General features: G+C 69.9%; 19 protein-coding genes and 1 tRNA gene. 14 read left to right on the top strand and 6 right to left on the bottom strand.

Annotated features, from left to right (window positions below):
- Nucleotides 1-164 precede the first annotated feature (164 nt).
- Nucleotides 165-1,604 (top strand): DNA methyltransferase, encoded by a 1,440-nt coding sequence (locus tag FHY03_RS11990; RefSeq protein WP_183930999.1) that lies wholly within the window; start codon nt 165-167, stop codon nt 1,602-1,604.
- Nucleotides 1,605-1,792: 188 nt separating this feature from the next.
- Nucleotides 1,793-2,071, top strand: a complete 279-nt coding sequence (locus tag FHY03_RS11985) for a hypothetical protein (RefSeq protein ID WP_183930997.1) — start codon at nt 1,793-1,795, stop codon at nt 2,069-2,071.
- 2 nt (nt 2,072-2,073) lie between these two features.
- Here FHY03_RS11985 and FHY03_RS11980 read toward each other — a convergent pair whose 3' ends face one another.
- Nucleotides 2,074-2,589: a hypothetical protein gene (locus FHY03_RS11980; protein ID WP_183930995.1), complete on the bottom strand. Its 516-nt coding sequence runs from the start codon at nt 2,587-2,589 to the stop codon at nt 2,074-2,076.
- Between the two features lie 166 nt (nt 2,590-2,755).
- On the opposite strand from FHY03_RS11980, the gene infA reads away from it, so the two are divergent.
- The 6 genes from infA (at nt 2,756) to FHY03_RS11950 (ending at nt 7,833) form a co-directional block, all read left to right on the top strand.
- On the top strand, nt 2,756-3,001 hold the full coding sequence (gene infA / locus FHY03_RS11975) for a translation initiation factor IF-1 (protein ID WP_022685627.1): 246 nt from the start codon (nt 2,756-2,758) through the stop codon (nt 2,999-3,001).
- Between the two features lie 44 nt (nt 3,002-3,045).
- Nucleotides 3,046-3,636, top strand: coding sequence for a nucleoside triphosphate pyrophosphatase (locus FHY03_RS11970; RefSeq protein ID WP_183930993.1), 591 nt, complete (start codon nt 3,046-3,048; stop codon nt 3,634-3,636).
- On the top strand, nt 3,629-4,552 hold the full coding sequence (locus FHY03_RS11965) for a ribonuclease (RefSeq protein ID WP_183930991.1): 924 nt from the start codon (nt 3,629-3,631) through the stop codon (nt 4,550-4,552). Before FHY03_RS11970 ends, FHY03_RS11965 begins: the two co-directional genes overlap by 8 nt.
- Entirely contained in the window at nt 4,552-4,731 is a 180-nt protein-coding gene (locus FHY03_RS11960; protein WP_183930989.1) for a DNA gyrase inhibitor YacG, read from the top strand. The genes FHY03_RS11965 and FHY03_RS11960 overlap by 1 nt, the downstream gene beginning before the upstream one ends.
- Before the next feature lie 31 nt (nt 4,732-4,762).
- Nucleotides 4,763-4,838: transfer RNA gene (locus tag FHY03_RS11955), tRNA-Phe, on the top strand.
- A gap of 325 nt (nt 4,839-5,163) precedes the next feature.
- Nucleotides 5,164-7,833, top strand: a complete 2,670-nt coding sequence (locus FHY03_RS11950; RefSeq protein WP_183930987.1) for a TonB-dependent receptor domain-containing protein — start codon at nt 5,164-5,166, stop codon at nt 7,831-7,833.
- Here FHY03_RS11950 and FHY03_RS11945 read toward each other — a convergent pair.
- Nucleotides 7,817-8,533: a phosphatase PAP2 family protein gene (locus FHY03_RS11945; protein ID WP_183930985.1), complete on the bottom strand. Its 717-nt coding sequence runs from the start codon at nt 8,531-8,533 to the stop codon at nt 7,817-7,819. The genes FHY03_RS11950 and FHY03_RS11945 overlap by 17 nt on opposite strands.
- Before the next feature lie 213 nt (nt 8,534-8,746).
- Here FHY03_RS11945 and FHY03_RS11940 point away from each other — a divergent pair, with 213 nt between their 5' ends.
- From FHY03_RS11940 to FHY03_RS11915, 6 genes are all read left to right on the top strand, one after another.
- A complete protein-coding gene (locus FHY03_RS11940; RefSeq protein WP_183930983.1) occupies nt 8,747-11,464 on the top strand; it encodes a TonB-dependent receptor in 2,718 nt (905 codons plus the stop codon).
- Nucleotides 11,465-11,625: 161 nt separating this feature from the next.
- Nucleotides 11,626-12,144: an RNA polymerase sigma factor gene (locus tag FHY03_RS11935; protein WP_183930981.1), complete on the top strand. Its 519-nt coding sequence runs from the start codon at nt 11,626-11,628 to the stop codon at nt 12,142-12,144.
- Entirely contained in the window at nt 12,137-13,138 is a 1,002-nt protein-coding gene (locus FHY03_RS11930) for a FecR domain-containing protein (RefSeq protein WP_183930979.1), read from the top strand. The genes FHY03_RS11935 and FHY03_RS11930 overlap by 8 nt, the downstream gene beginning before the upstream one ends.
- Before the next feature lie 469 nt (nt 13,139-13,607).
- Nucleotides 13,608-14,321, top strand: coding sequence for an NPP1 family protein (locus FHY03_RS11925; protein ID WP_221190136.1), 714 nt, complete (start codon nt 13,608-13,610; stop codon nt 14,319-14,321).
- Nucleotides 14,322-14,372: 51 nt separating this feature from the next.
- Nucleotides 14,373-14,810, top strand: coding sequence for a hypothetical protein (locus tag FHY03_RS11920; RefSeq protein ID WP_183930977.1), 438 nt, complete (start codon nt 14,373-14,375; stop codon nt 14,808-14,810).
- A 606-nt stretch (nt 14,811-15,416) separates the two neighbouring features.
- On the top strand, nt 15,417-16,667 hold the full coding sequence (locus FHY03_RS11915) for a DUF1996 domain-containing protein (protein ID WP_183930975.1): 1,251 nt from the start codon (nt 15,417-15,419) through the stop codon (nt 16,665-16,667).
- 85 nt (nt 16,668-16,752) lie between these two features.
- Here FHY03_RS11915 and FHY03_RS11910 read toward each other — a convergent pair whose 3' ends face one another.
- The 4 genes from FHY03_RS11910 to FHY03_RS11895 all read right to left on the bottom strand — a co-directional run bounded on the left by FHY03_RS11910 (nt 16,753) and on the right by FHY03_RS11895 (nt 22,088).
- Nucleotides 16,753-17,868: a glycosyltransferase gene (locus FHY03_RS11910; RefSeq protein WP_183930973.1), complete on the bottom strand. Its 1,116-nt coding sequence runs from the start codon at nt 17,866-17,868 to the stop codon at nt 16,753-16,755.
- 137 nt (nt 17,869-18,005) lie between these two features.
- The gene (locus tag FHY03_RS11905) at nt 18,006-19,349 is read right to left on the bottom strand and encodes an O-antigen ligase (RefSeq protein ID WP_183930971.1); all 1,344 of its coding nucleotides are present in this window, start codon (nt 19,347-19,349) and stop codon (nt 18,006-18,008) included.
- A 183-nt stretch (nt 19,350-19,532) separates the two neighbouring features.
- Nucleotides 19,533-20,465, bottom strand: a complete 933-nt coding sequence (locus FHY03_RS11900) for a glycoside hydrolase family 16 protein (protein WP_183930969.1) — start codon at nt 20,463-20,465, stop codon at nt 19,533-19,535.
- 255 nt (nt 20,466-20,720) lie between these two features.
- Nucleotides 20,721-22,088, bottom strand: coding sequence for a DUF1501 domain-containing protein (locus FHY03_RS11895; protein ID WP_183930967.1), 1,368 nt, complete (start codon nt 22,086-22,088; stop codon nt 20,721-20,723).
- Nucleotide 22,089 lies beyond the last annotated feature (1 nt).

The raw sequence follows: 22,089 nt of genomic DNA, 5'->3' as shown, positions 1-22,089 counted from the left end.
GCAGGCGAGTCCTCGATCCTCCCCGCCGTGCGGGGAGGATTTTCCCTCGCTAACCTCAGATCGATCCACATCGGACCTTGCTACCCTCGCGCCGTGCCGCGACCGTCCGTTCTGGACCAACCAGCCCGTGACGCCCTCGTACCAACCACGCTGCTCTCGCGCGCATGGGTACGAACCGACCGACGAACCACCTCTACTACGGCGACAATCTCGACGTGCTCCGGCGCGAGATCGCCGACGCCAGCGTCGACCTGATCTACCTCGATCCCCCGTTCAACTCGAACGCCAGCTACAACATCCTCTTCCGCGCGCCCGACGGCGCGGGCACCGCGGCGCAGGTCGAGGCCTTCCACGACAGCTGGCACTGGAACGACGCCGCCGCCGACGCCTTCGACCAGGTCGCGCGCAGCGGCCATGCGGACGCGTTCCAGCTGCTCGACTCGCTGCGCCGCTTCCTCGGCGAGAACGACATGCTCGCCTACCTCGCGATGATGACGATCCGGCTGATCGAGCTGCGCCGCGTGCTCAAGCCCAGCGGCAGCCTCTATCTCCACTGCGACCCGACCGCGGGCCATTACCTCAAGCTGCTGCTCGACGGCGTGTTCGCGCCCCGCGCCTTCCGCCGCGAGATCGTGTGGCGCTCCGGCTGGGTGAGCGGCTTCAAGACGCGCACCGCCAACTGGGTGCGCAACCACGACACAATCTTCTACTACGTCCGCGATCCCGCCGCCGACTGGACCTTCAACAAGCAATATGTCGCGCACGCCGCCGGGTACGAGCGCCGCGGCGGGGGCGCCAACCCGCTCGGCAAGCCGATCGACGACGTGTGGGACGATCCCGCGCTCTACTCGCCCAACATCAAGTCCTTCTCGGTCGAGAAGCTGGGATATCCGACGCAGAAGCCGGTCGCGCTGCTCGAGCGGATCATCGCCGCCTCGTCGCGGCCGGGCGACCTCGTGCTCGACCCGTTCTGCGGCTGCGGCACCGCGGTGCATGCCGCCCAGAAGCTGGCGCGGCGCTGGATCGGGATCGACGTGACCCATCTCGCCATCGCGCTGATCGAGAAACGGCTGCACGCCGCCTTTCCTGACGCCCGCTTCACCGTCGAGGGCACGCCGCGCGACCTCGCCTCGGCCGAGGATCTGGCGCGACGCGACCGCTACCAGTTCCAATGGTGGGTCGTCTTCCTGATCGGCGCGATGCCGCACGGCGGGCGCCGCAAGGGCGCGGACGGCGGGGTCGACGGGCTGCTCTACTGCCGCCCCGACGGGCGCACGGTCGAGCGCGCGTTGGTGTCGGTGAAGAGCGGCGAGCAGGTCGGTGTCGCGATGGTGCGCGAGCTCCACTCGGCGATGGTGCGCGATCGCGCGATCGCGGGCGTGTTCGTCACCCGCGCCGCGCCGACCGAGCCGATGATCCGCGAGGCCGCCGCCGTGGGCCGCTTCGCGAGCAGCGCGACCGGGCGCAGCTACGCGCGGTTGCAGATCCTGACGCTCGCCGAGCTGATGGCGGGCAAGCGCCCCGACCTGCCGCATATCGACCCCAACGCCGCCTTCCGCCAGGCCGTGCGCGAGGATCGCGGCGACCAGGGCTCGCTGCTGTGAAGCCATCCGGCCGGCGCGGCTGAACAGATGTCGATCAGTCACTTAGTGCCATCAAGCCGGGCGGCGCGTGCTAGCGGCTCGGGATGCCGCCCGCTTACTCCTTCGCGATCGACCCCGCCCGCGACCTCTAACGCATCACCATCGCCGGCTTCTTCACCGCACCCGACATCGCCGCGTTCGCGCGAGAGTTGGCAGCGGCACAGCGTGAGCTGCGCTGCGCGCCCAACCAGCACGTCACGCTCGTCGACATCCGCGCGATCGACATTCAGGCGCAGGACAGCGTGGACGCCTTCCAGCGCGTGGTCGGCGACCCCGCCACCGCGTCGCGGCGACTCGCCTTCGTCGTCGGCCTGTCGCTCGCGCGCGGGCAGATCCGCCGCGCCGCCGAGATCCGGGGCGCGGCCTTCTTCGCGACGCCGGCCGAGGCCGAGACCTGGCTGCTCTCGGACGCGCCGCTGCCCGCCTGATCTCACCGCCGCGCGGCCTCACCCAGCGCGAGCAGCTCGGCGCGCTGCGCCGGCGTCAGCAGCGCGAGCGGCACGAACGGCGGCACCCCGCCGTTGCGCCGGCGGAACAGCAGCAGCGCGCCCTGCTCCACCGCCGCCACCTCGTCCCAGCCGAGCCGCAGCGTGCCGCGCGGCGAGGCCAGCACCAGCCCGCTCTCACGCCATGCCAGCGTGGTGAGCAGCGCGGTGTGGGGCTGGCAGGCGAAGCGGCGGCGGACGCGTCGGACCAGCCGACCTCGTGCCACGAGCGGCGCCACCAGCAGCATCGCCGCGCTCCAGCCCAGCGCGGCGAGCACCAGCGCGACCTCCGCCACATTCCGCTCGCCCCCGCCGAGATCGCCCGTGCCGAGCGCGACCGCAAGCCCCGCCCAGGGCAGCGCGATCAGGGTGACGCGGCGCCACCAGCCGCGCCCCGCCGCGCCCGCGCGCGTCGCCGCCAGCAGGTCCTCGTGACGCAGCGTGAAAGTGGTAGCCCCCATGCTCCACTATAGACGGCCGCACGCGCCGGCTTGCCGAACCGCCCCGCACTGTCCATATACGGAGCGCGCCGCGCCTCACGGGTCGCCGCGCGATCCACGCGCTCGCCTTTCCTTTCTCCGCCGTCTCGGCTAAGGGCGCGCGCACTCAGCGCGAAAGAGACACCGTTTGGCGAAAGAAGAACTCCTCGAGATGCGCGGGCAGGTGGTGGAGCTGCTGCCCAACGCGATGTTCCGCGTCCGGCTCGAGAACGACCACGAGATCCTCGGCCACACCGCGGGCAAGATGCGCAAGAACCGCATCCGCGTCCTCGTCGGCGACGAGGTGCTGGTCGAGCTGACCCCGTACGACCTCACCAAGGGCCGTATCACCTACCGCTTCATGCCCGGCCGCGGCGGCCCCGGCCCGTCCTGAGCCACGCGCCGGACGAGCTCTCCCATGACGTCGACGGTGAGAGCGTGACGCCGCCCGACGGCGCCGCGCCGCTGGTGCTCGCCTCCTCCTCGCCGCGCCGCCGCGACCTGCTCGCGCGGCTCGGCGTGGCGCCAGCGCGGACCGAGTCGCCCGACATCGACGAGACGCCACGCCCGCGCGAGCTGCCGCGCGCCTATGCGCTGCGCCTCGCCGAGGAGAAAGCGCGCGCGGTGACGCGCGAGGCGGGCGAGGCGGTGCTCGCGGGCGACACCACGATCGCGCTCGGCCGCCGTATCCTCCCCCCCGCCACCGACCCGGAGGTGCAGCGCACCTTGCTGCGGCTGCTCGCGGGACGGCGCCACCACGCGCTGTCGGCGGTGTGCGTGATCGCGCCCGACGGCCGCGCGCGCACCCGGCTGGCGGACACGGTCGTCGCGTTCAAGCCGCTGAGCGAGGCGGAGATCGACGCCTATGTCGCGTGCGGCGAGGGGCTCGGCAAGGCGGGCGGCTACGCCATCCAGGGCCGCGCCGAGGCATTCGTGCGCTTCCTCGCCGGCAGCCACTCGGGGGTGATCGGCCTGCCGCTGTTCGAGACGCGCGCGCTGCTCGCCACCGCGGGCGTCGCCTTTGGCTGAGTGGCTGTACGAGGAGGGGATCGGCGAGGCGCGCGCCGCGCTGGTCGAGGGCGAACGCATCCTCGCGGCGCGGATCGAACTGCCCGACGGCCTGCGCGTCGGCACCGTCGCGCCGGCGCGGCTGCGCGAGCGCCAAGTCGCGGCGCTGGAGGACGGGCGCGAGCTGCTGCTCGACCGCGCGCCGCCGGGCGTGACGCTCGGCGCGCGGCTGACGGTGGAAGTGACGCGCGAGGCGATCCCCGAACCCGGCCGCGCCAAGCGCGCGCGCGGTCGCGTCACCGACGCGGCGCCGGTCGCGGGCGCGAGCCTCCGCGAGCGGATCGCCGCGACCGGCCTCCCGGTGATCGAGCCGCGCGCGCACGAGGCCGACGTGCTCGAGGCGGCGGGCTGGTCGGAGGTGTTGGAGGAGGCGCGCACGGGCGAGATCGCCTTCACCGGCGGCGCGCTGCGGATGTCGCCCACCCCGGCGATGACGCTGTTCGACGTCGACGGCGACGACGCGCCCGACGCGCTCGCGCTGCGCGCCGCCACGGCGGTGGCGCTGGCGATACGGCGCCACGGCATCGGCGGCTCGATCGGGATCGACTTTCCCAGCGTCACCGGCAAGGCGGCGCGCCAGGCGGTCGCCGCCGCGCTCGACGCCGCACTGCCGCCGCCGTTCGAGCGCACCGCGGTCAACGGCTTCGGCTTCCTCCAGGTGGTGCGACCGCGCCCGCGCGTCTCGCTGCCCGAGCGGCTGCGCGAGGATCCCGTCGGCGCGGAGGCGCGCGCGGCGCTGCGCCGGATCGAGCGCGAGCCGCCGAGCGCCTCACCGCGCCACCGCCTGCCCGAGCCGGTGCGGGCGCGCGTGCTGGCCAGCCCCGACTGGCAGGACGCGCTGCTGCGCCGCACCGGGCGACTGCTTATCTTCGAGTGATGACCCAGCGCTGCCCGATCTGTGCCGCCCCGGCGCACCCCGACCATGCCCCCTTCTGCGGCCGCGGCTGCAAGGACCGCGACCTGCTGCGCTGGCTCGGTGAGGGCTATCGCCTGCCCGGGCCCGCGATCGACGACGAGATGCAGGAGGGGCTGGACAAGCCGCGCGACACCGCCTAGGGACCGCGCCTCACCGCTCGGCGAGCGGTGCGCCCAAGTAGCTCAGTTGGTAGAGCATACGACTGAAAATCGTAGTGTCGGTGGTTCGATCCCGCCCTTGGGCACCATTCCTCTTCCCGAAAATAGTTCGACGGTCTGAACCGGGTGAGCGTGGCGGCTGCCGCCGTGATCGGAGCCGTTCAGCGCCGCGCGCGACGCGGTCGAACGCATGATCGCCCGAGGCGGCGCATCGCTTGTTCCCTCCGCATCGTGTGTGAAGACATCGCATTGCTCGCTCGTGGCGTCGGCGCGCACCTCACGGTAGGCCGGTGCCATCGCGGCGCAACAATCCCGGCCTAAGCGAAGCGTGACGGTATTCTCCTCCGTCGCCGCAGGGACCGATGGAGTGGGCACGCTAGGGCGGACGGGAGCCGCTACGGCGGGACGACGACCGTGATCGCCGTTGCTCCCGCCCCCGTCGCCATGGCGGCAGACGACCCGACGATCGCCGTCGACCTGCGCGGGATCAGCGTGGGCGCTGGGCTCGACCAGCTCGCGCGACAGGCCGACCGCGCGCTGGTCGGCCGAGCCAGCGAGCTCCGACAGGCGCGCGCCGGCGGGGTACGCGGCAGGATGCGGCTCTCCCGCGCGCTCGCCCTGTGGTGCGCACCGGCGCATCTCTCGTGCCGGCTGGTCGCGAACGGCATCGTCGTCCGCGCCACGTCGCCGCGCGCCGCCGCCGTGAGGCCGGCGATCGGCCCCGCTGCGCCTGCTCCCCACCCCGCCGACATCATCGTCACGGGTCGCGGCACCGGGACCGCGGGCACCGCGCTCGAGCGCAGCTACTCCGCCTCGCACGTCGACGCCGCCGAGCTGGCGCGGCGCGACCCCGGCGCGCTCGCCGACGTGCTCGCGACGCTGCCGGGTGTCTGGGCGGACCGGTCCGCCGGGACCGCCGCCAACACGATCCGCGTCCGCGGCATCCCGCTCGACGGCTATCAGGCGATCGCGGTGCAGGAGGACGGTCTGCCGGTGCAGCACGACAGCCTGCCCTGGACCGACGTCGACCAGTTCGTCCGCCCCAACCTCTCGCTCGACGGCGTGGATTATGTGCGCGGCGGACCGGCTGCGATCTTCGCCAGCAACGCGCCCGGCGGTATCCTCAACCTGCGCACACGCGGCGCCGGCGACCGCGCCGCCGCGGCGCTGCGCACCAGCACGGACGATCGCGGCCGCGCCCGGATCGACGCTTATGCGGGTGGTCCGGTCGGCGGGTGGCGCGTGCTCGCCAGCGGCATGGCGGTGCGCGACCCGAGCGTCCGCCGCATCGCCGCCACGCTGGGCGGCTGGCAGGCGCGGGTGCGCGCGGACCGCGAGCTCGGCGGGCGCGGGCACTGGATGCTGGGGGTGCGCTGGCTCGACGATGACACGCTGAACATCTCTTCTTTCCCGATGGTGGCACGGCGCGACGGGCGGCTCGCCCCGCTGCCGGGGTTCGATCCGCGCCGCGACAGCTGGTTCGGCCCGGCGCTCGCGACGGTGCGCTTCGCCGCGCTGGGCGCGCGGCCGCTGGCGCGCAACGATCGCAACCGGCTGGCCGCGGCGACGTCGATCCTGACGCTGCCGCTCGCCGCCGGTACGCTGACGCTGCGCGCGCGCCACCGGCGCTCGGTGACCGAGCGCTACGCTTTGTCCTCGTCGGGACCGCCGGTGACCGCGCGCGCCGCGGCCACCGCCGCGCTGCCGCGGCTCGCCCACGCTTTCGCCGGCACCGCCGACGCCGCGGCGCGTCGGAGCGACGGCGGCAGCGCCGTCCCGCCTGCCACGTGGGTGGAGACGCTCAACCCGGTCGCAGCGGACACGCGCCTGCGCGAGACGATCGCCGAGGCGGTCTATGACGCCCCGCTGGTGCTCGCCGGACGGCACGACCTTACGTTTGGCGTCTATGCGACGCGCTATCACTGGACGTTTCGCCGCGCGGTGGCGCGCGCGCTGGTCGAGGCGCGGGGCCGCGGCGGGCTGCTCGACATCGTCGCGCTCGACCGCGCCGGGCGCCAGACGGGCGCGCTGACCGACCAGGGCTTCCTCAGTTGCGGCACCACGTTCGAGCAGGTCGCGGCCGATCAGCGGATGGGGGCGCTCTACCTCGCCGACGAATGGGCGTTGGCGCCGCGCTGGCGGATCGACTGGGGCGTCCGGCGCGAGCGGGCCCGCCTGGCGGGGTGCAGCGAGCAGCCGCTCACCGCGGACGCGGGCTACGCCGCGACGCTCGCGGACGATGCGCTGGTGCTGCCCTCGGGCCGGCGCGAACCGCACCGCCTGCGCCGCGGCGGGCTGGCGACGACCGCGGCGCTGCATTGGCAGGCAGAGGAGCGGGTCAGCCTGTTCGCGCGCGGCACGCGCGCGATCCGCCTGCCGGACCCGGGTGCCTTTCGCCTCGCCGCTGACGCCGAGACACGGACGCTCCACGTCGATCAGGGCGAGCTGGGCATGATCGCGGGCGCCCACGGCGTCGCGCTCGATGCGACCTTGTTCGCGAGCCGCTTCCGCCAGATCGCGCTGGAGGACCTGTCGATCGACCCCGCGACCGGCGGGCTCCGCATCGGGCGTCACGACGCCGCGGCGCGGACGCTGGGCGTGGAGCTCGCCGGTCAGCTCGACCTCGCGCGCGACGTCACGCTCCGCACGACCGTCACCGCGCAGGACCCACGTCTGGTCGACTACCGGCTCTCGACCGTCATCTCAGGCCGGTCGGCGCTACTCGACCTGAGCGGACGGCGACCGCGCCGCGTGCCGCGGCTGATGGCGCAGGCGAACGTCGCGGTCGCGTTGCCGGCGACGCCGATCCACCTCGACGCCGATGTCGCGCGGACCGGGCGGCGCTTCGCGGACGATGGCAATCGGCTGGCGCTGCCGGGCGTCACCCTCGTCGATCTCGGCGCGACCTGGGCGCTGGGCGGCGGGGTGACGCTGCGGCTTCGCACCACCAACCTGTTCGACGCGATCGCGGTGATGCAGGGCGATGCGATCGGCGGCGAGATCCAGGCCGCGACGTCGCCGATCGTGGTCGTGCGCGCGCAGCAGGGGCGCCTCGTCGAGGCCGGGCTCACCTGGCGCTACTGAGCCCGGCGCGCCAGCGCGCGAGCTCGGCGCGCGCCACCTCCAGATCGGCGCGGAAGGCAGGTGCGCCATGTTCCGCCGCCACGATCGCTGAGGCGGCTAGATAGCCGCCCTCCACCGCGCTGGTCGAGTGCGAGCCGCAGATCCATCGGCTGTCGCCATAGGCGCGCGCGCGCGCCAGGATCGCGCCCGCGCGGTCGGGCAACAGCTCCGCCATGACCAGCGCGAAGCTCCAGCCATGCGCGGTGTGGCCCGAGGGATAGTCGCCGTTGGCGATGAGGTCGGGCCGGCGCGACTCGCAGATCGGCGCGTCGCTGCCGACGAACGGGCGCGGCGACTGCCAGTGCGCCTTGGCCGCGCCGATCATCGCCGACCGATCGGCCCCGAGCCGGTCGAGCAGCCGGCGCGTCGCGGGCAGCGCGGCGAGATCGAGCCGGCCGCCGATCGCCGCGGCGAAGCGCTGCGGCAGGTCCGACGACACGTCCTCGCTCGCCATCCGCCAGCGCGCGCTGCCGGCCATGGCGCGGCTCTCGCGGAAGATCGCGGCGTCGGCGAGCGCGCGCGGTGACCCGGCGGCGGGGGGCCCAGGCAGGATCACGGCCAGGTCGGGCCGGGCGGCGCCGTCGAGATAGCCCGCCGTCGCCACCCGACCCAGCGCGGGAGCGGCGAGCGACAGAGCGGCGACGAACATCAGCGGGCGCATAGACTATCCTTTTGTGATCTCGTGATGATGTTGCCGATGTCCACGACACTGCCGCGACCTGGATCCATATGCAGGTCATACCACCGCCGCGCAGTAGAGGTATTGTGTGTCGGTTTCTCTTCCGGCTTGTCGCAAAAGCTTCACAAATTTCTCTGTCCCCGCCGATCAGGGTCCACGCTCCTCCCGCACGACTATAGACCAGGGGGACGAACCATGACGATCGCACGCCATTGCTGGCTTGCCACCACCGCGCTCGCTTTTCTCGCGCAACCGGCGCTCGCGCAGCAGGCGCCTGCCGACGGCGGCAGCGCCGACCCGGGCGCGGACATCGTCGTCACCGGCTATCGCTCCAGCCTGGCCGCCGCGCGCGACGCCAAGCGCGACGCGAGGATCATCAAGGAGACGATCGCCGCCTCCGACATCGCCGCTTTCCCCGATCTCAACCTCGCCGAGGCGCTGCAGCGCCTTCCCGGCGTCGCGATCAACCGCGAGGCCGGCGAGGGCCGCCGCATCAGCCTGCGCGGGCTCGGTCCTGATTTCACCCGTGTCCAGCTCAATGGCATGGAGGTGCTCGGCAACGTCGACTCGCCGCAGGACAGCCGCGGCCAGGCGACACGCGACCGCGCCTTCGACTTCAACCTGTTCGCGGCCGAGCTGTTCGAGCATGTCGACGTCGAGAAATCCTACCAGGCGCAGCAGTCGGAGGGCGGTCTGGCGGGCACGGTCGGGCTGTTCACCGCGCGGCCGTTCGACTTCAAGGGGAACAAGGTCGCGCTGTCGGCGCAGGCGGGCAGCAACACGCTGACGCGCGACATCCAGCCGCGGCTGACCGGGCTGGTCTCGCAGCGCTGGGGGAACGTCGGCCTGCTCGTGTCGGGCGCCTACAGCCGCCGCCAGACGCGCGAGGAAGGGTTCGACACCTATCGCTGGCGCCACAACAAGGCCAATGGCAGCGACCTCTCCGCGCTGAGCGCGGCCGAGCGCGCCAAGATCAACTCGGGCGACCTGCTGTTCGCCCGCGGCAATCGGCTGTCGGTGTGGGACAGCACGCAGGAGCGGCTCGGGCTAACCGCCGCCTTGCAGTGGAACCCGGCGCCGAGCGCGCATGTCACGCTCGACGCGCTCTACGGCCACTTCACCGGCGACCGGTTCGAGACCCACCTCGCCTCGCGCGGCGGGGGCAGCTCGACCTGGCTGGGCGGCGGCGAGACCTTCGCGGGCGTGGTCTACCCCAACTCGCGCGTCAACGCGCTCCAGTGGAACGACCACGACGAAGTGGTCTATCTCGATGTGACCGGCGGCAAGGCCGCGACCGAGACGCGGCGGCAGACCACCCGTAACGTCTTCAAGCAGCTGGTGCTGAGCGGTGACGCCGCGCTCGCCGACGGGCTGACGCTCTACTGGACCGGCGGCGTCGAGCGCTCGCGCTACGACATCCCGGTCAACGACAAGTTCACGCTGGAGGGCTATGGCGGCGTCACCTCCGACTATCGCGGCGGCACCTATTCGCTGGTCAACACCTACCGCTTCGATCCCGCGGACCCCGCCTTCTGGCATGCCAGGCGACTGTACGTGAACGAGACGTTCCAGCACAGCGCGCTGGACGACGCGAAGGGGCGGATCGAGTACAAGGCCTCGGCCGACGACACCTTCAGCCTCGGCGGCGAGTGGCGCCGCTTCGCCAATGGCGGCCGCTACGCCGAGCAGGACGATATCCTCACCACCGCCTTCCGCTCGGGCAAGCTGAGCGCCAGGGTCGACGATTATGCGTCGGTCTATGCCGGCTATACCGGTCAGCACTGGTCGATCGTCGACTTCCCGCGCATGCTCCAGCATCTCGGCGTCGATCGTCGCACCTATCTGACCGTCCCGCGCGGCGTCTTCTCGGTCGAGGAGCGGACCGCGGCGGCGTTCGTCCAATATGGCTGGAACCACCTGATCGGCGCGCTGCCGTTCCGCGGCAACGTCGGCGCGCGCTATTTCAGCACCGGCGTAACCTCGCAGGGCGAGGCGAACGTCGGGCCGGTGACGGTGCGCGGCGCGTACCAGGGCGTGCTGCCCGCCGCCAACCTGATCCTCGAGCTCGACCGCGGCGCGCTGCTCCGCCTCGCCGCGGCGCGCAACATCAACCGGCCCGCGCTCGGCGCGCTGGCGGTGAACGGCAGCGTCAGCAAGGACAACGGCGACATCAGCGTCGCGATCGGCAATCCCGATCTCCGGCCGTATCGCTCGAACGACCTCGACCTGTCCGCCGAATATTATGTCGGGCGGGTCGGCTACGTCGGCGCGGCGGCCTTCGTCAAATCGCTCGACGGCTTCATCTCGACGCAGACGGTCAACGACGTGCCCTATCGCCGGACCCGGCTGCCCGACAACCTCTACCCCGGCGTCACCGCGACGACCAACGTCGACAGCTTCTCGCGACCGGTCAACCTCGCCAGCACGGCCCTCTACGGCGTCGAGCTCTCGGGCCAGACCGATCTCGCCTTCCTGCCCGCACCATTCGACCGGCTGGGGACCGCGCTCAACCTCGCCTATGTCGCCTCGAAGCTCGGTTATGCCCGGATCTATCCCGGCGGCATCACGACCACGCTGGAGGGCTTGAGCAAATACAACGCCAACGCCACCCTCTATTTCCAGGGCAAGGCGTTCGACGCGCGCGTCTCGGCCAATTACCGCAGCGGCTATATCTTCAGCGCCGCTCCGGTGCTGACCCCGCTCGGCCCCGACCAGGACGTGACCGGCTTCGAGGGCACGGTGTATGTCGACATGTCGGCGCATTACACGCTCGACCGCCACGTCCAGCTGACCCTGAATGGCGTCAACCTGACCAACCAGCGCGAGCGGCAATATTCCAACAGCAGCAAGCGCCTGTACGTCGTCACCCGCGCCGGCACGACCCTGTTGGGCGGCGTGCGCGTGACGTTCTGAGCCACCGCGGGCGGCGCGCATCGTTGCCGCGCGCGACGGCGACGCTTTATGGCGGCCCGATCAGGGTCGTTTCGCGATCGTCACGAGCGGTGTCCCCCTATGTCACTCCGCGCGCTCTACGTGGACAGCATGACCTGCGGCGCCACCGGGGCCACGATGCGATGAGCGACGTCGGCGCCGCGCTGGCGGCCGCGCAGCCGCGCCTCCTCGCCTATGCGCGGCGGCGCCTGCGCGACCCCGAACAGGCCGGCGACGTGGTGCAGGAAGCGATGATGCGCGTGATCGAGCAGGACCAGCGGCAGCGGATCGAACAGCCGGTCGCCTATGCCTTCCGAGTCACCGACTCGGTCATCTTCGGTCAGGCGCAGCGCGCGCGCCACGTGCACGAGCCGGTCGACGTCGAGCTCGCCTGCGACCTGCCGCTGCCCGACGAGCTGCTCGACTATCGCCAGCGCTTCGCGCGGTTCGAGCGCGCGCTCGCCGCGCTGCCGCCGCTGCGCCGTACCGTCTTCGTGAAGCGTCAAATCGACGGCCTATCGCGCGCCGAGATCGCGGCGGATCTCGGCCTCGGCGTCGAGGCGGTCAAGAAGCATCTGGTCCGCGCGATGACCGATCTCGCCGGCTGCGTCGACGACGACGGTCGACCCGCGCGCCGGCCCGGGAGCCTGGCCGGTGACTGACGCGCCGACGAAGCTGCTCGCCACTGCCGCCGACTGGGCGGATCGTCTCGGCGAGCTGACCGCGGCCGAGCGCACCGCGCTTCTCGCCTGGCTGACCGAGGACGAAACGCATGTCGCTGCCTTCGACGCGATGCGGCGCCTGCTCGGCGACGTCGCGTTGGTCGAGGCGACGGCGCCGATGCCGCTCGCCGCCGCCACGGTGCGGCCGCCGCGGCGGCGCTGGCGTCGCGAGGATCGCCCCGCGCCGCGTGCCGCGCGCTGGGGATCGCGGGTGGCGGTGGCCACCGTGCTCACGCTCGCGCTGCCGCTCGGCTGGCGGGTCGCGACCGCCCCCGCGCCGGCGATTGAGCGGCACGTCTATGCGAGCGGCATCGGGGCGCGGCGCCAGCTCGCGCTCCCCGACGGGTCGCGCATGACGCTGGACGCGGCGTCGCGGGTCGCGGTCGCCTTCGGCGGCGACGCGCGCGCGCTCGATCTCTCCCGCGGTGCCGCGCGGTTCAAGGTGCATCACGATCCCGCGCGGCCGTTCACGGTGACGACGGCGGACGCGCGCGTGACCGCGCTGGGCACCGTCTTCGCGGTCGATCGTGCCGCCGGGGGCAGCAGCGTGCGGGTCTTCCGCGGCCGTGTTCGGCTGGAAGTACCGGGCACGATCCCCGCCGCTTTGGCCGCCGGCGGCTGGGCCACCGTCCGCGACGGCCATGTGCGGCTCCGCCGGTTCGATCCGGCGCGCGATCACGGATGGGACAGTTACTGGCTCGAGGCCGATGACATTCGGCTCGACGTCGCGCTGGCGCAGCTCAGCCGCTATGCGCCGCACTCGATCCGCCTGGCCGACGCGCGGCTCGCCGCCGAGCCGGTCACGGGTCGTTTCCGCCGCGACGCGCCGCGCCGCAGCGCCGCGCAGATCGGTGCGCTGTTCGACCTGGCGCTGGTGGAGCGCGACGGCACGCTGTGGCTCGAGCGACGCCGCGCCGGCGCGGCGACGCGCTGATCCGGCCGGCGCCGCGCGTCGTCTTGGTCGGCGATCGGGTGGTCGCGATGATAAAGCGACCGGAGCGGCGAAGCCGTGACCGAACCGTCACAGAATAGTCTCTGGCAGATCATCATAATATCACAACAAAGATTGTCCCCGGCGCCTCTCGCCGTCGCTCTTCCTGTTCGATGCCGCCTGGCATTACTGAACGAGGACGAACGGTGCGATACGTGACCTAGCCCTTGTCGAAGCCGAACGGGCTGACGCCTGCTCGCCGCTACGCCACGTCGGCGCGATCCTTCAAGTCGACACCCCGTCGCGCTGGGGCGCGTCCAGGCCCTGCGCCTCCGCGCAGCGAGCCGACGGGCGACGATCCGAACCGCACGCGCAGCAACGCCCGGACCGGCGTCGTCTGCGCGCCGGAACGCGCGCGCGGCGCCGAGCGCCGCCGTGCTCCCTCACCTCCGCAGGAACGATGGAGATCATAATGTCCTATGCCACTATTCTGATGAAGGCATCGCGCGGCGCGGCACTCGCGCTCACCGGCCTGTCGATGACGGCCAGCGCGGCTACGATCGACCACGACAAAGTGGTCGGGTTCGATGACACCGCCACCGGCTATCATAGGACTTTCCTGCCTTACCTCAAGGTCTTCTCGGGATGCGTCCCCTTCCCCGCCGTGGATGCCGCGGGCAACACCAGCGGTGGACTGAAACCCGAGGGGACGGAGAGCAGCGGTTGCACCAAGAGCACCGGCCAAATCTATGTCCGTTCCGACACCTACAACAATGATTGTGCGGTGATGTACTCCTGGTACTTTCCCAAGGACCAGAACGCCGACGGCCCTGGCAACAAGGGTCATCGTCACGACTTGGAGGACGCCGTCGTGTGGCTGTCGAGCTGCGCGACGGACGCGAAGATCCTCGCCGTCAGCTATTCGGCGCATGGCAAGTACGACAAGCAGACCAGCCCCCACCTCGACGGCAAGCACCCGCTGATCGGCTATCAGCAGGACCCGTTCCCGCTCGACCACTCGCTCGTCAACACGACCGAGAAGGGCGGCACCCAGCCGGCGGTGACTTGGGAAGGTCTCACCGACGCCGCGCGCAAGGCGCTCAACGACACCGACTTCGGCAAGGCCGACGTGCCGTTCAAGGACGCCAACTTCAAGGCCAATCTGAAGAAGGCCTATTACAAGTGAGGCGGCGGGGGTCGGCGCGCCTGCGCCGGCCCCTTCGTCGAAGGAGTGCTCATGACACGGCTCGCCCTGCTGGGCGCTATCGGCGCCGCCATCGTCGCGATCGGCTATGTCGCGCTGACTCGCCCGTCCTCCACCCCGCCGCCGCGCGACGGCGTTCGCGTCGTCGGCGCCGCGATGGCCGTGACGGACGGCCGCGCGGTCGCGTCGCGGGTGCCGGCCCCCACACCCGCGACGCCGACGCAGACCGCTGGCACCGCGGTCGAGACCGGCGCGCCACCGCGTGATCGGGCCGCACTCGCCGCGCTGCTCGCCGGGCAGCCGCGCGATCCCGCCTGGGCGCCGGGCGCGGAAGTGGAACTGCGCGCCCGCCTGGGTCCCGGCAGCAGCGCCGCGTGCGCGGCCTTCCTGTGCCGGGTCGGAACGGTCACGACGGACCGGACGGGCGCCCGCACACCCGACGAGCAGGCCGCCGCTCTCACGCGGTCCTAGCCAGCGCGGCTGTCGTACAATCGCGCGACCGCGTCGGTCGTCGAGGATGGCGCGGCGCCGCGGCTCGTCTTCTACGTCACACGGGCGCGCGAGGAGGCTGACGCCGCGGCCGGCTAGCGCGGCACCATGCCCCGCGACCCCCTGTCATCGAGAGAAACCGCCACCATCGCCCCAAGGCCAAAGTCGAAGCGGGCGTCGCCCGACGGCTCGGCGTGCCCCCCCCCCGCCCGACTAACACGCGCCTCGCGCAATAACGTCAAGCGCCCGCGCAGGTGTGCGACGGCACGCCATCCCTCGAGAGAGGCAATGCAGGCGTGCGATGTGCGCTTGTCCGAAAGCTCCGGCCGCCAGCTTGTACTTCGCGCCCGCCACGCGATCCTGGTGCCGCAGGTTCCGGCATCATAGCTCAGGCGCATTCGCCTCAACCGAGACGCCCGCTCACATCCGAGGGATGCCGGTGCGATCGACGGTAAACGTTCCTTAGTATATCCCTTTAACTAATTAGAACAGTTGTTGTGCGAGAAGCTTTTCACCCGCGACGGTGGGCCGAACAATTTCCGGACTTGGCCAACATCTCGCCGGGTCGTCAAGCTTTTCGGGGGTTACATGAAGAAACTCTGGATCGTGGGTGCGGCCCTGGTGGCCGCATCGAGCGCTTACGCGGCGACGAATGTCGCCGGCGTGACTCAAACGGCCGCGAATCTGATCACCGTCGTCGCGGCGCCGGCGACGCCGGCCGCCGTGCCAGCCAAGGTCCTCACGCCCGCCAATTCGCCGGTGGACGCCGAGGGCCTGCCCTGGGGCGCTGGTCGCAAGACCGGTCCACTCGGTCTGATCCAGCAGCCCGTCGTCGAGACGAATTTCAAAGCCGACGACCTGCTCGTACCGGCCTGGGGCACCGGCGCGATCCCGCAGTCGGGTGCGCCTGACGTGGTGGGCGCCTTCCGCTTCATCTGTATGCCGGGACATGTCGCCAAGGACGATCCCATCGTCTTCAAGAACCAGCCGGGCAAGTCGCACCTGCACCAGTTCTTCGGCAACACCGCCGTGAACGCCTTTTCGACGTACGGCTCCTTGCGCAAAAGCGGCGACAGCACCTGCAACAACCGCCTGAACCGTTCGGCCTATTGGATCCCGGCGATGCTCAACGGCAAGGGCAAGGTGGTCCGACCCGACTATGTCTCGATCTACTACAAGCGCCTGCCGGAGAGCAGCCCGGCATGCCGGATCGAGGGCAAAGCGTGCGTCGAGATGCCGCGCGGTCTGCGCTTCGTTTTCGGCTTCAACATGGGCACCGGCAAGAGCGAGAACAACTTCTACTTCAACTGCGACGGCCCGACCGCCGTGCCTAATCATTACCCGGATCTGGTCACCGCGGCGAAGTTCTGCCCGGTCGGCAACCGCATCGGCGCGGTGATCCAGGCACCGAGCTGTTGGAACGGCCGCCAGCTCGACTCGACCAGCCATCGTAGCCACATGGCGTTCCCGAGCTACGGCTGGGATGGCATCCTGAAGTGCCCGACGACGCATCCGTACGTCATTCCGACCTTCACGCTGGGTGCCTGGTACACGGTGGACGAGGATCTCGACACCTCCGGCGACTGGAGCGAGGGCAAGAGCACCTGGACGCTCGCCTCGGACTCGATGCCTGGGATGGCGACGCAGCGCCCCGGCACGACCTTCCACGCCGACTGGATCGGTGCCTGGGACGATAAGGTGCTCGCGATGTGGACCGAGAACTGCATCAACAAGCTGCTCAACTGCTCGGGCGGCGACCTCGGCAATGGGCTGCAGCTGAAGATGCGGGACGACTTCACGTGGAACGCCACCCCGCGGCTCGTCGACATTCCGAACTAAGCCAACCTTCCGCGGTGCGCCGACACAACGCGCACCGCGGATCACGCCGCGGCTGGCCTTGGCAGCAGGAAATCCCCTGCCTCGGCTAGAGCAGTTTATCCCACAACGCCTCTAGCTTGATGTTCTGACGGGAGACGTCGAAGGTCTGGGCGACGAACTCTCTGCCATGTCGCCCGAGCTCGGCGGCGAGCTCGGGCGAACGCACGACCGCCTCCAGGCGATCGGCCAGCGCCGCCGGATCGCGCTGCGGCACGATGAAGCCGGTACGGCCATCGACGATCGCCTCCGGGATACCGCCGTTATCGGTCCCGACGACAGCGACGCCCAGCGACGACGCTTCGAGCAAGACCATGCCCAGCCCCTCGGCATCGCCCGATCCCGCGGTGACACTGGGCAGTGCCAGCACGGAGGTCCGCCTCAGCAGGTCGAGCACGGCGGCATGGGGCTGTGGGCCGGCGAACTCGCACTCCTCGGCGATCCCCAGAGCGGCGGCCTGCTGCACCAGCGCGGTGCGCAACGGCCCGTCACCGATCACGACCAGGCGGAAGGGCACCCCGCGCGCTTTCAACCGCCCGCAGGCGTCGAGCAGGAAGGCGGTGCCCTTCTTCTCCACCAGGCGGGCGACATGCGCGATGATCGGCACGGGGGGCGTATCCGCCGCACCCTCGGTCGGCAATTTCGTCCCCAAATATTGCACGACGAGTCGGTCTTCTGGGAAGCCCTGCTGCAGCGCCTGCTGTCGGATGTAGTCCGACACGCAGATGAAGAGATCGGCTCGGCGCTTCAACGCGCGGCGGTGGAGGAAATAGTTGAGCCACGCAGGACTGCGAGCGGTGAGCAACGCCTTGTCCGTGATCGTGACGTCGAATCCGTGGAGCGTCACGGCCAGGGGAACGTCGAGGCGCCGCGCGAGTGGCAGCGCGTAGACCGCATCGATGGCGAAGTGAGCGTGGATCAACGCCGGCCTGGTCGAACCGAGCCGTTCGATCAGCGCATCGGGCGAACGCGTCAGTCGGGCGCGCCACTGCGCAGCGGTGGACGCATCATCGAGCGCCACCACCTCCGCGCCGACGGGCGCCTCGCCGAACCTCTTGTGACCGACGTAGACGGGGCGGTAGCGGTGCAGGTTCTGTGCCTGCTGCGCGATGAAAACTTCCGACGTCTTGAACAATTGAAGCCGGAAGATCGCCACCGTGTCCATACTACCTCCCGCCCCAGCACCCCAATCGCGGGTACGCATCCGAACCATAGCGGCCTGGCCGCGGCGATCGCGCGATCGCCTTGGCGTCCGTACCGCGACATCGCCGCGCCCGCCCGGCCCTCGCGCGTCCGAGCAGCTTAAGCTCTCGATGTACGCCGTTCTACGGCCTGCTTGACCGTCGCCCGCTGGCGCAAGCCGAAGGCCACGACGCAACCGAGCGGAAATGCCATGCTGCTGTTCCCGAAGAGCGGATAGGGGTCACCCAGCGACATGGCCGTGACGCACAGAAAGGCGATGATGGCGCCACCCGGTCTGAACGAGCCGGACGTCTTCTGATAGCTCTTGATCAGGGCGGTAAGGATGTAACCGAACAGCGCGATCAGCACGAGCGCCGAGAGCAGGCCGGCCTGCGCCCACGCCATCACGACGCTGTTATGCGGGGGCCATTCCGGGCTGAGGCCGTAGAAATCCGCATAGCTCGGTAGCTTCCGCTCCCACCCGCCAAAGCCGAGACCGAGGATCGGATTCTGTCGGAACAGGATTCCCGCCACCTGGAGAAGACCGACGCGATAGCTAGAGGTCTGCGCCGTGTCCTGACTGAACTTACCCGCCGCTACCTTGTCAAAGATGCCCGAGGTAAAAAGCACGAGCAAGATGCTAACGACGATCGCTCCAACGACCAGGAGAGGCAGAAAGCGATTTGTCCTGAGAAAATAAAGAGCGGCCGCGATTACGATGACGGCAACGGAGACCAGTAGCGCCGATTTCGATCCCGACGCCACGATCGACGACAGGAAAATCGTAGCGAGAAGCAAGGGCCCTCGCTTGTTGCTACCCTGCATCAGGCAAACCGACATGCCAAGGCACATCATGTTGAATGCCGCACCCGTGTTGCCGTTAATGAATAAAAAGCCGCCGGATTTGCTTACATCGGTGACGTTGATATTTTTCCCCAACACACTTTCCACCGTGTTGGGATTGATAAACAGCGCCCTCACCGAGGTCGAGAGATAAGCCATTTTCAGCGCAGGAACGATCCTGAAGATGACAGTAACGATCGCGTTGGCAGAGGCAGCAAGCAGGAAAAGCCTGATCGCGGATCTTCTCGCGTCATTGTTCTTCATCGACTGGAACGAAAAGAGACCAATAAAGAAGAGACTTTGATAGACTACACCGTTGGCCCATGCGCTGAAGCTTGGAGACCAGGCAATGCTGACGAGGAGAGTTGCCATGTAGAGCAACGCCATCAACATCACGCGACGGTCGATCGATGAGGGAGCAATGTACAGCAGGCACAACATCGAGAGCGCGAGCGAGAGCGGCACATAGAAGCCCCCGACCGCGACAGTGTATATCTGGAATACCGACGCCACCAGAGCGGTGCAGAACACCAGACCGGCAGGTGTAGTCAACATATCACGCGTCATGTCGCCATTGGACGGCGCCTGACGATAGGCTGTTCTACGATGTCGCGAGTTCATTCGAAACCGCCTGACGCACATGACCTTAAGGAGCCTCCCCGATATCGGGGACGCCGGTCAGAATCAATCGCGTGAGGTGGGCTTCCTAGGCTTCGCCGGTCGCAGCCGTGCCAAGCTGAACCGCACAAGAGTGCGCCGCAGTCGCGACCTGGAGGCGGATCTACGACGCGCCGCTGCCCTGGCTCATCGAGCCGCCGCGGCGCTTCCGGCATCGGGCGTCGGGGAAGCGCCGTTCTTTCTCGCGTAAACGCGTACCCAGTCGACCTCCATCGCGTACGTCTGCGCGGCGGCCGACGCGCCTGGTTCCTTGTAGAGCGCGAGATCGATGATCGGATACATTGGCAGCGTCTGATCCGGTTGCGGAGCCAGGCGCCCCACCATCTTCCCGTCGACGTAGATCTTCCACCAGGACGGGCTCCAGTCGACGGAATAGGTATGCCATTGGCCGTCGTAGATCGCCATGGGCACGTCCAGCCGCTTCGCGCGCTTCGTCGAAATGAGACCCCGAACCAGCGGCTTAGGAGGCCATTCATAGAGCGTGGTGTGGAACTGCCTGAGGTCGGACCCGAAGTTCTCCATCACATCCATCTCGGAATAAGCGTAGCCCGAGCCCGGCCGCGTATACCGCGCCAGCAGCCAGAAGGCGGGCCACACTTTGAGGTCGACTCCGTCCAATTTAGGTAGCCGGATGCGCGCGCTGAACAGACCATAGGTCTGCTTGAACCCCTCCCCGGACGGACTCATCGACGCCACCGACCCAGACTGCCAGCGTCCGCCCTGGTTGGAGAGGGTGATTACCAGCCGCCCCTGCTTGACCTGAACGGGCGAGGCGGCACCCGCGTCGCAGGGCGCGAAGGTCGCGGCGCCGAACTTGCCGTAGCTATACCAGTTATGAGCGCCTGAAGGCCGCCCGAACTTACCCTCGACACAGTCGAGACTGTTGAAATCGTCCGAGAAGGTCAGCGCGTAATCACTGAGCGAGAGGCTCGTGCCGTTGGCCGCGGTCGACCACTGCCGCTGCGACCAACCGCCGTCCGGAGCGACCTGCCCGTCCGCGGCCATCGCCAGCAACGCCGCGGAAAGCCCGAGAATGCCGAGGTGATACCGCACGACCATCGCTCCATCGCTCGCTCAGCGACTATCCCGCTCGTGCCGCGGAGCGGTATCGGGGCTGCCTAAGATGATCGGCTATACGCCTCACGCGCCTCGGCGTTCCCGGCCACTCGGCGCGACGCCCGAGCGCCGGGACGTCGCTCGTTGAACACGACCAGCCGTCGCATCGTCGCGCTCGCCCGGCCCGTTCCAGCGCCCGAGTACCAGGCATCAGACACCATCCGCGCGCGCCTCCGCGGCGGCATCGACAAGCGCCGGTCAGACTCCGTAAAGCGCGATGGGCGCACGTCCGTTGCTCGACCAGGTCGACCAATTGGGCATGACATAGGACATGCTGGCGTCGGCGACGCCGTAGCGCCGCAGGATCGCGCCGATGTACTCTTCCTGCGACGTCGTGGGAATGAAGCGGCCCTCGGCGCCGACATCGTCCAGGCCGCCCAGCGTCGGGTCGGGGTAGCGGCCGAAGACGCTCTGCGGCGCCACGCCGCCGCCGATCACGAGATGGTTGCTGCCCCAGGCGTGATCGGTGCCATTTTGGTCGTTGCCCTTGAAGGTGCGGCCGAAGTCGCTCATCGTGAAGGCGGTGACGTTGTCGGCCAGCCCCAGCGCCTGCATCGCGTTGTAGAAGGCGGACAGCGCGAGCGCGAGGTCGCGCAGCAGGTTGGCGTGCGTGCCGGTGCCGAGGGCCCCGGATACCGCCTGGCCGTCGTGCGTGTCGTAACCGCCCTGCGACACGAAGAAGCTCTGGCGATCGTGGCCGAAGCTGGCGCGCGCCTCGATCATCCGTGCCACGCGCTTCAGCTGCTGCGCGACGTTCGAGGTCAGCGCCGCACCGGTCGCGGGATCGACGAAATAGCCCGCGACACTGCCGCCGCTGGCCAGCACGGAGGCGGTCGCCGCGGTCATGTCATAGGCGCGCTTGGTGTCGGCCGAATTGGCGGCGGACAGCGTGCCCAGCGACGATCCGTCGGCAAAGCTGGCGACCGCGGCGTCGATCGCGCCATTGCCGGTAACGACGCGCTTGGGCGTTCCCGAGACCGGCAGCACCAGCGCCTGCGCGCGCTGGCCGATCAGCGCGATATTGTTGCCCGCGAAGGAGATCAGCGGCGGCACCGACGAAGCCGCGACGAGATCGTTCACCCGCCCCATGAAGCCGTCGCGGCTGGCCGTCTGCGCGCGCAGCCCCTGCCAATGCTCCTGCTCGTCGGCATGGCTCATCAGGTTGCTGGGGCGCAGGTCGGCGCGGGCGTTATAGGTCGCCTTGTCGAGCGGCGCCGCCAGCGTACCGGTGTTGAGCACCACCGACATCGCGCCGCGCTCCCACAGCGGCACCAGGCTGCTCATTGCCTTGTGCAGGCTGTACGAACTGCCGCTGAGCGGAGCGAGCGCGTCCTGCGGCAACGCGACCGAGCCGCGCGACGCGGCATAGGCGCGGTACAGAGCGGGATCGTTGGGCACGACCATGTTCCAGCCATCGTTGCCGCCGAACAGGAACACGCCGACCATGGCACGATAGCCGCCGCCGCTGGACTGGCCGAAGGCGACGCCGCGACCGAGGATGCCCATCGCGGCCGCCGCGCTGGCACTGAACGCGAGCTTGTGGAAGTGACGCCGGGAGATCTGCATC

Origin of the sequence: Sphingomonas sp. BK345, from assembly GCF_014193845.1 — a bacterium.
Classification (GTDB): domain Bacteria; phylum Pseudomonadota; class Alphaproteobacteria; order Sphingomonadales; family Sphingomonadaceae; genus Sphingomonas.
This window is presented reverse-complemented; position numbering and strand designations above follow the sequence as displayed.

Excerpts from the sequence above, each read along its gene's own strand:
- FHY03_RS11990 (WP_183930999.1), top strand. The coding sequence starts at position 165 with ATGGGTACGAACCGACCGACGAACCACCTCTACTACGGCGACAATCTC.
- FHY03_RS11980 (WP_183930995.1), bottom strand. The coding sequence starts at position 2,589 with ATGGGGGCTACCACTTTCACGCTGCGTCACGAGGACCTGCTGGCGGCG.
- FHY03_RS11960 (WP_183930989.1), top strand. The coding sequence starts at position 4,552 with ATGACCCAGCGCTGCCCGATCTGTGCCGCCCCGGCGCACCCCGACCAT.
- FHY03_RS11945 (WP_183930985.1), bottom strand. The coding sequence starts at position 8,533 with ATGCGCCCGCTGATGTTCGTCGCCGCTCTGTCGCTCGCCGCTCCCGCG.
- FHY03_RS11940 (WP_183930983.1), top strand. The coding sequence starts at position 8,747 with ATGACGATCGCACGCCATTGCTGGCTTGCCACCACCGCGCTCGCTTTT.
- FHY03_RS11935 (WP_183930981.1), top strand. The coding sequence starts at position 11,626 with ATGAGCGACGTCGGCGCCGCGCTGGCGGCCGCGCAGCCGCGCCTCCTC.
- FHY03_RS11925 (WP_221190136.1), top strand. The coding sequence starts at position 13,608 with ATGTCCTATGCCACTATTCTGATGAAGGCATCGCGCGGCGCGGCACTC.
- FHY03_RS11920 (WP_183930977.1), top strand. The coding sequence starts at position 14,373 with ATGACACGGCTCGCCCTGCTGGGCGCTATCGGCGCCGCCATCGTCGCG.
- FHY03_RS11915 (WP_183930975.1), top strand. The coding sequence starts at position 15,417 with ATGAAGAAACTCTGGATCGTGGGTGCGGCCCTGGTGGCCGCATCGAGC.
- FHY03_RS11910 (WP_183930973.1), bottom strand. The coding sequence starts at position 17,868 with ATGGACACGGTGGCGATCTTCCGGCTTCAATTGTTCAAGACGTCGGAA.
- FHY03_RS11905 (WP_183930971.1), bottom strand. The coding sequence starts at position 19,349 with ATGAACTCGCGACATCGTAGAACAGCCTATCGTCAGGCGCCGTCCAAT.
- FHY03_RS11900 (WP_183930969.1), bottom strand. The coding sequence starts at position 20,465 with ATGGTCGTGCGGTATCACCTCGGCATTCTCGGGCTTTCCGCGGCGTTG.
- FHY03_RS11895 (WP_183930967.1), bottom strand. The coding sequence starts at position 22,088 with ATGCAGATCTCCCGGCGTCACTTCCACAAGCTCGCGTTCAGTGCCAGC.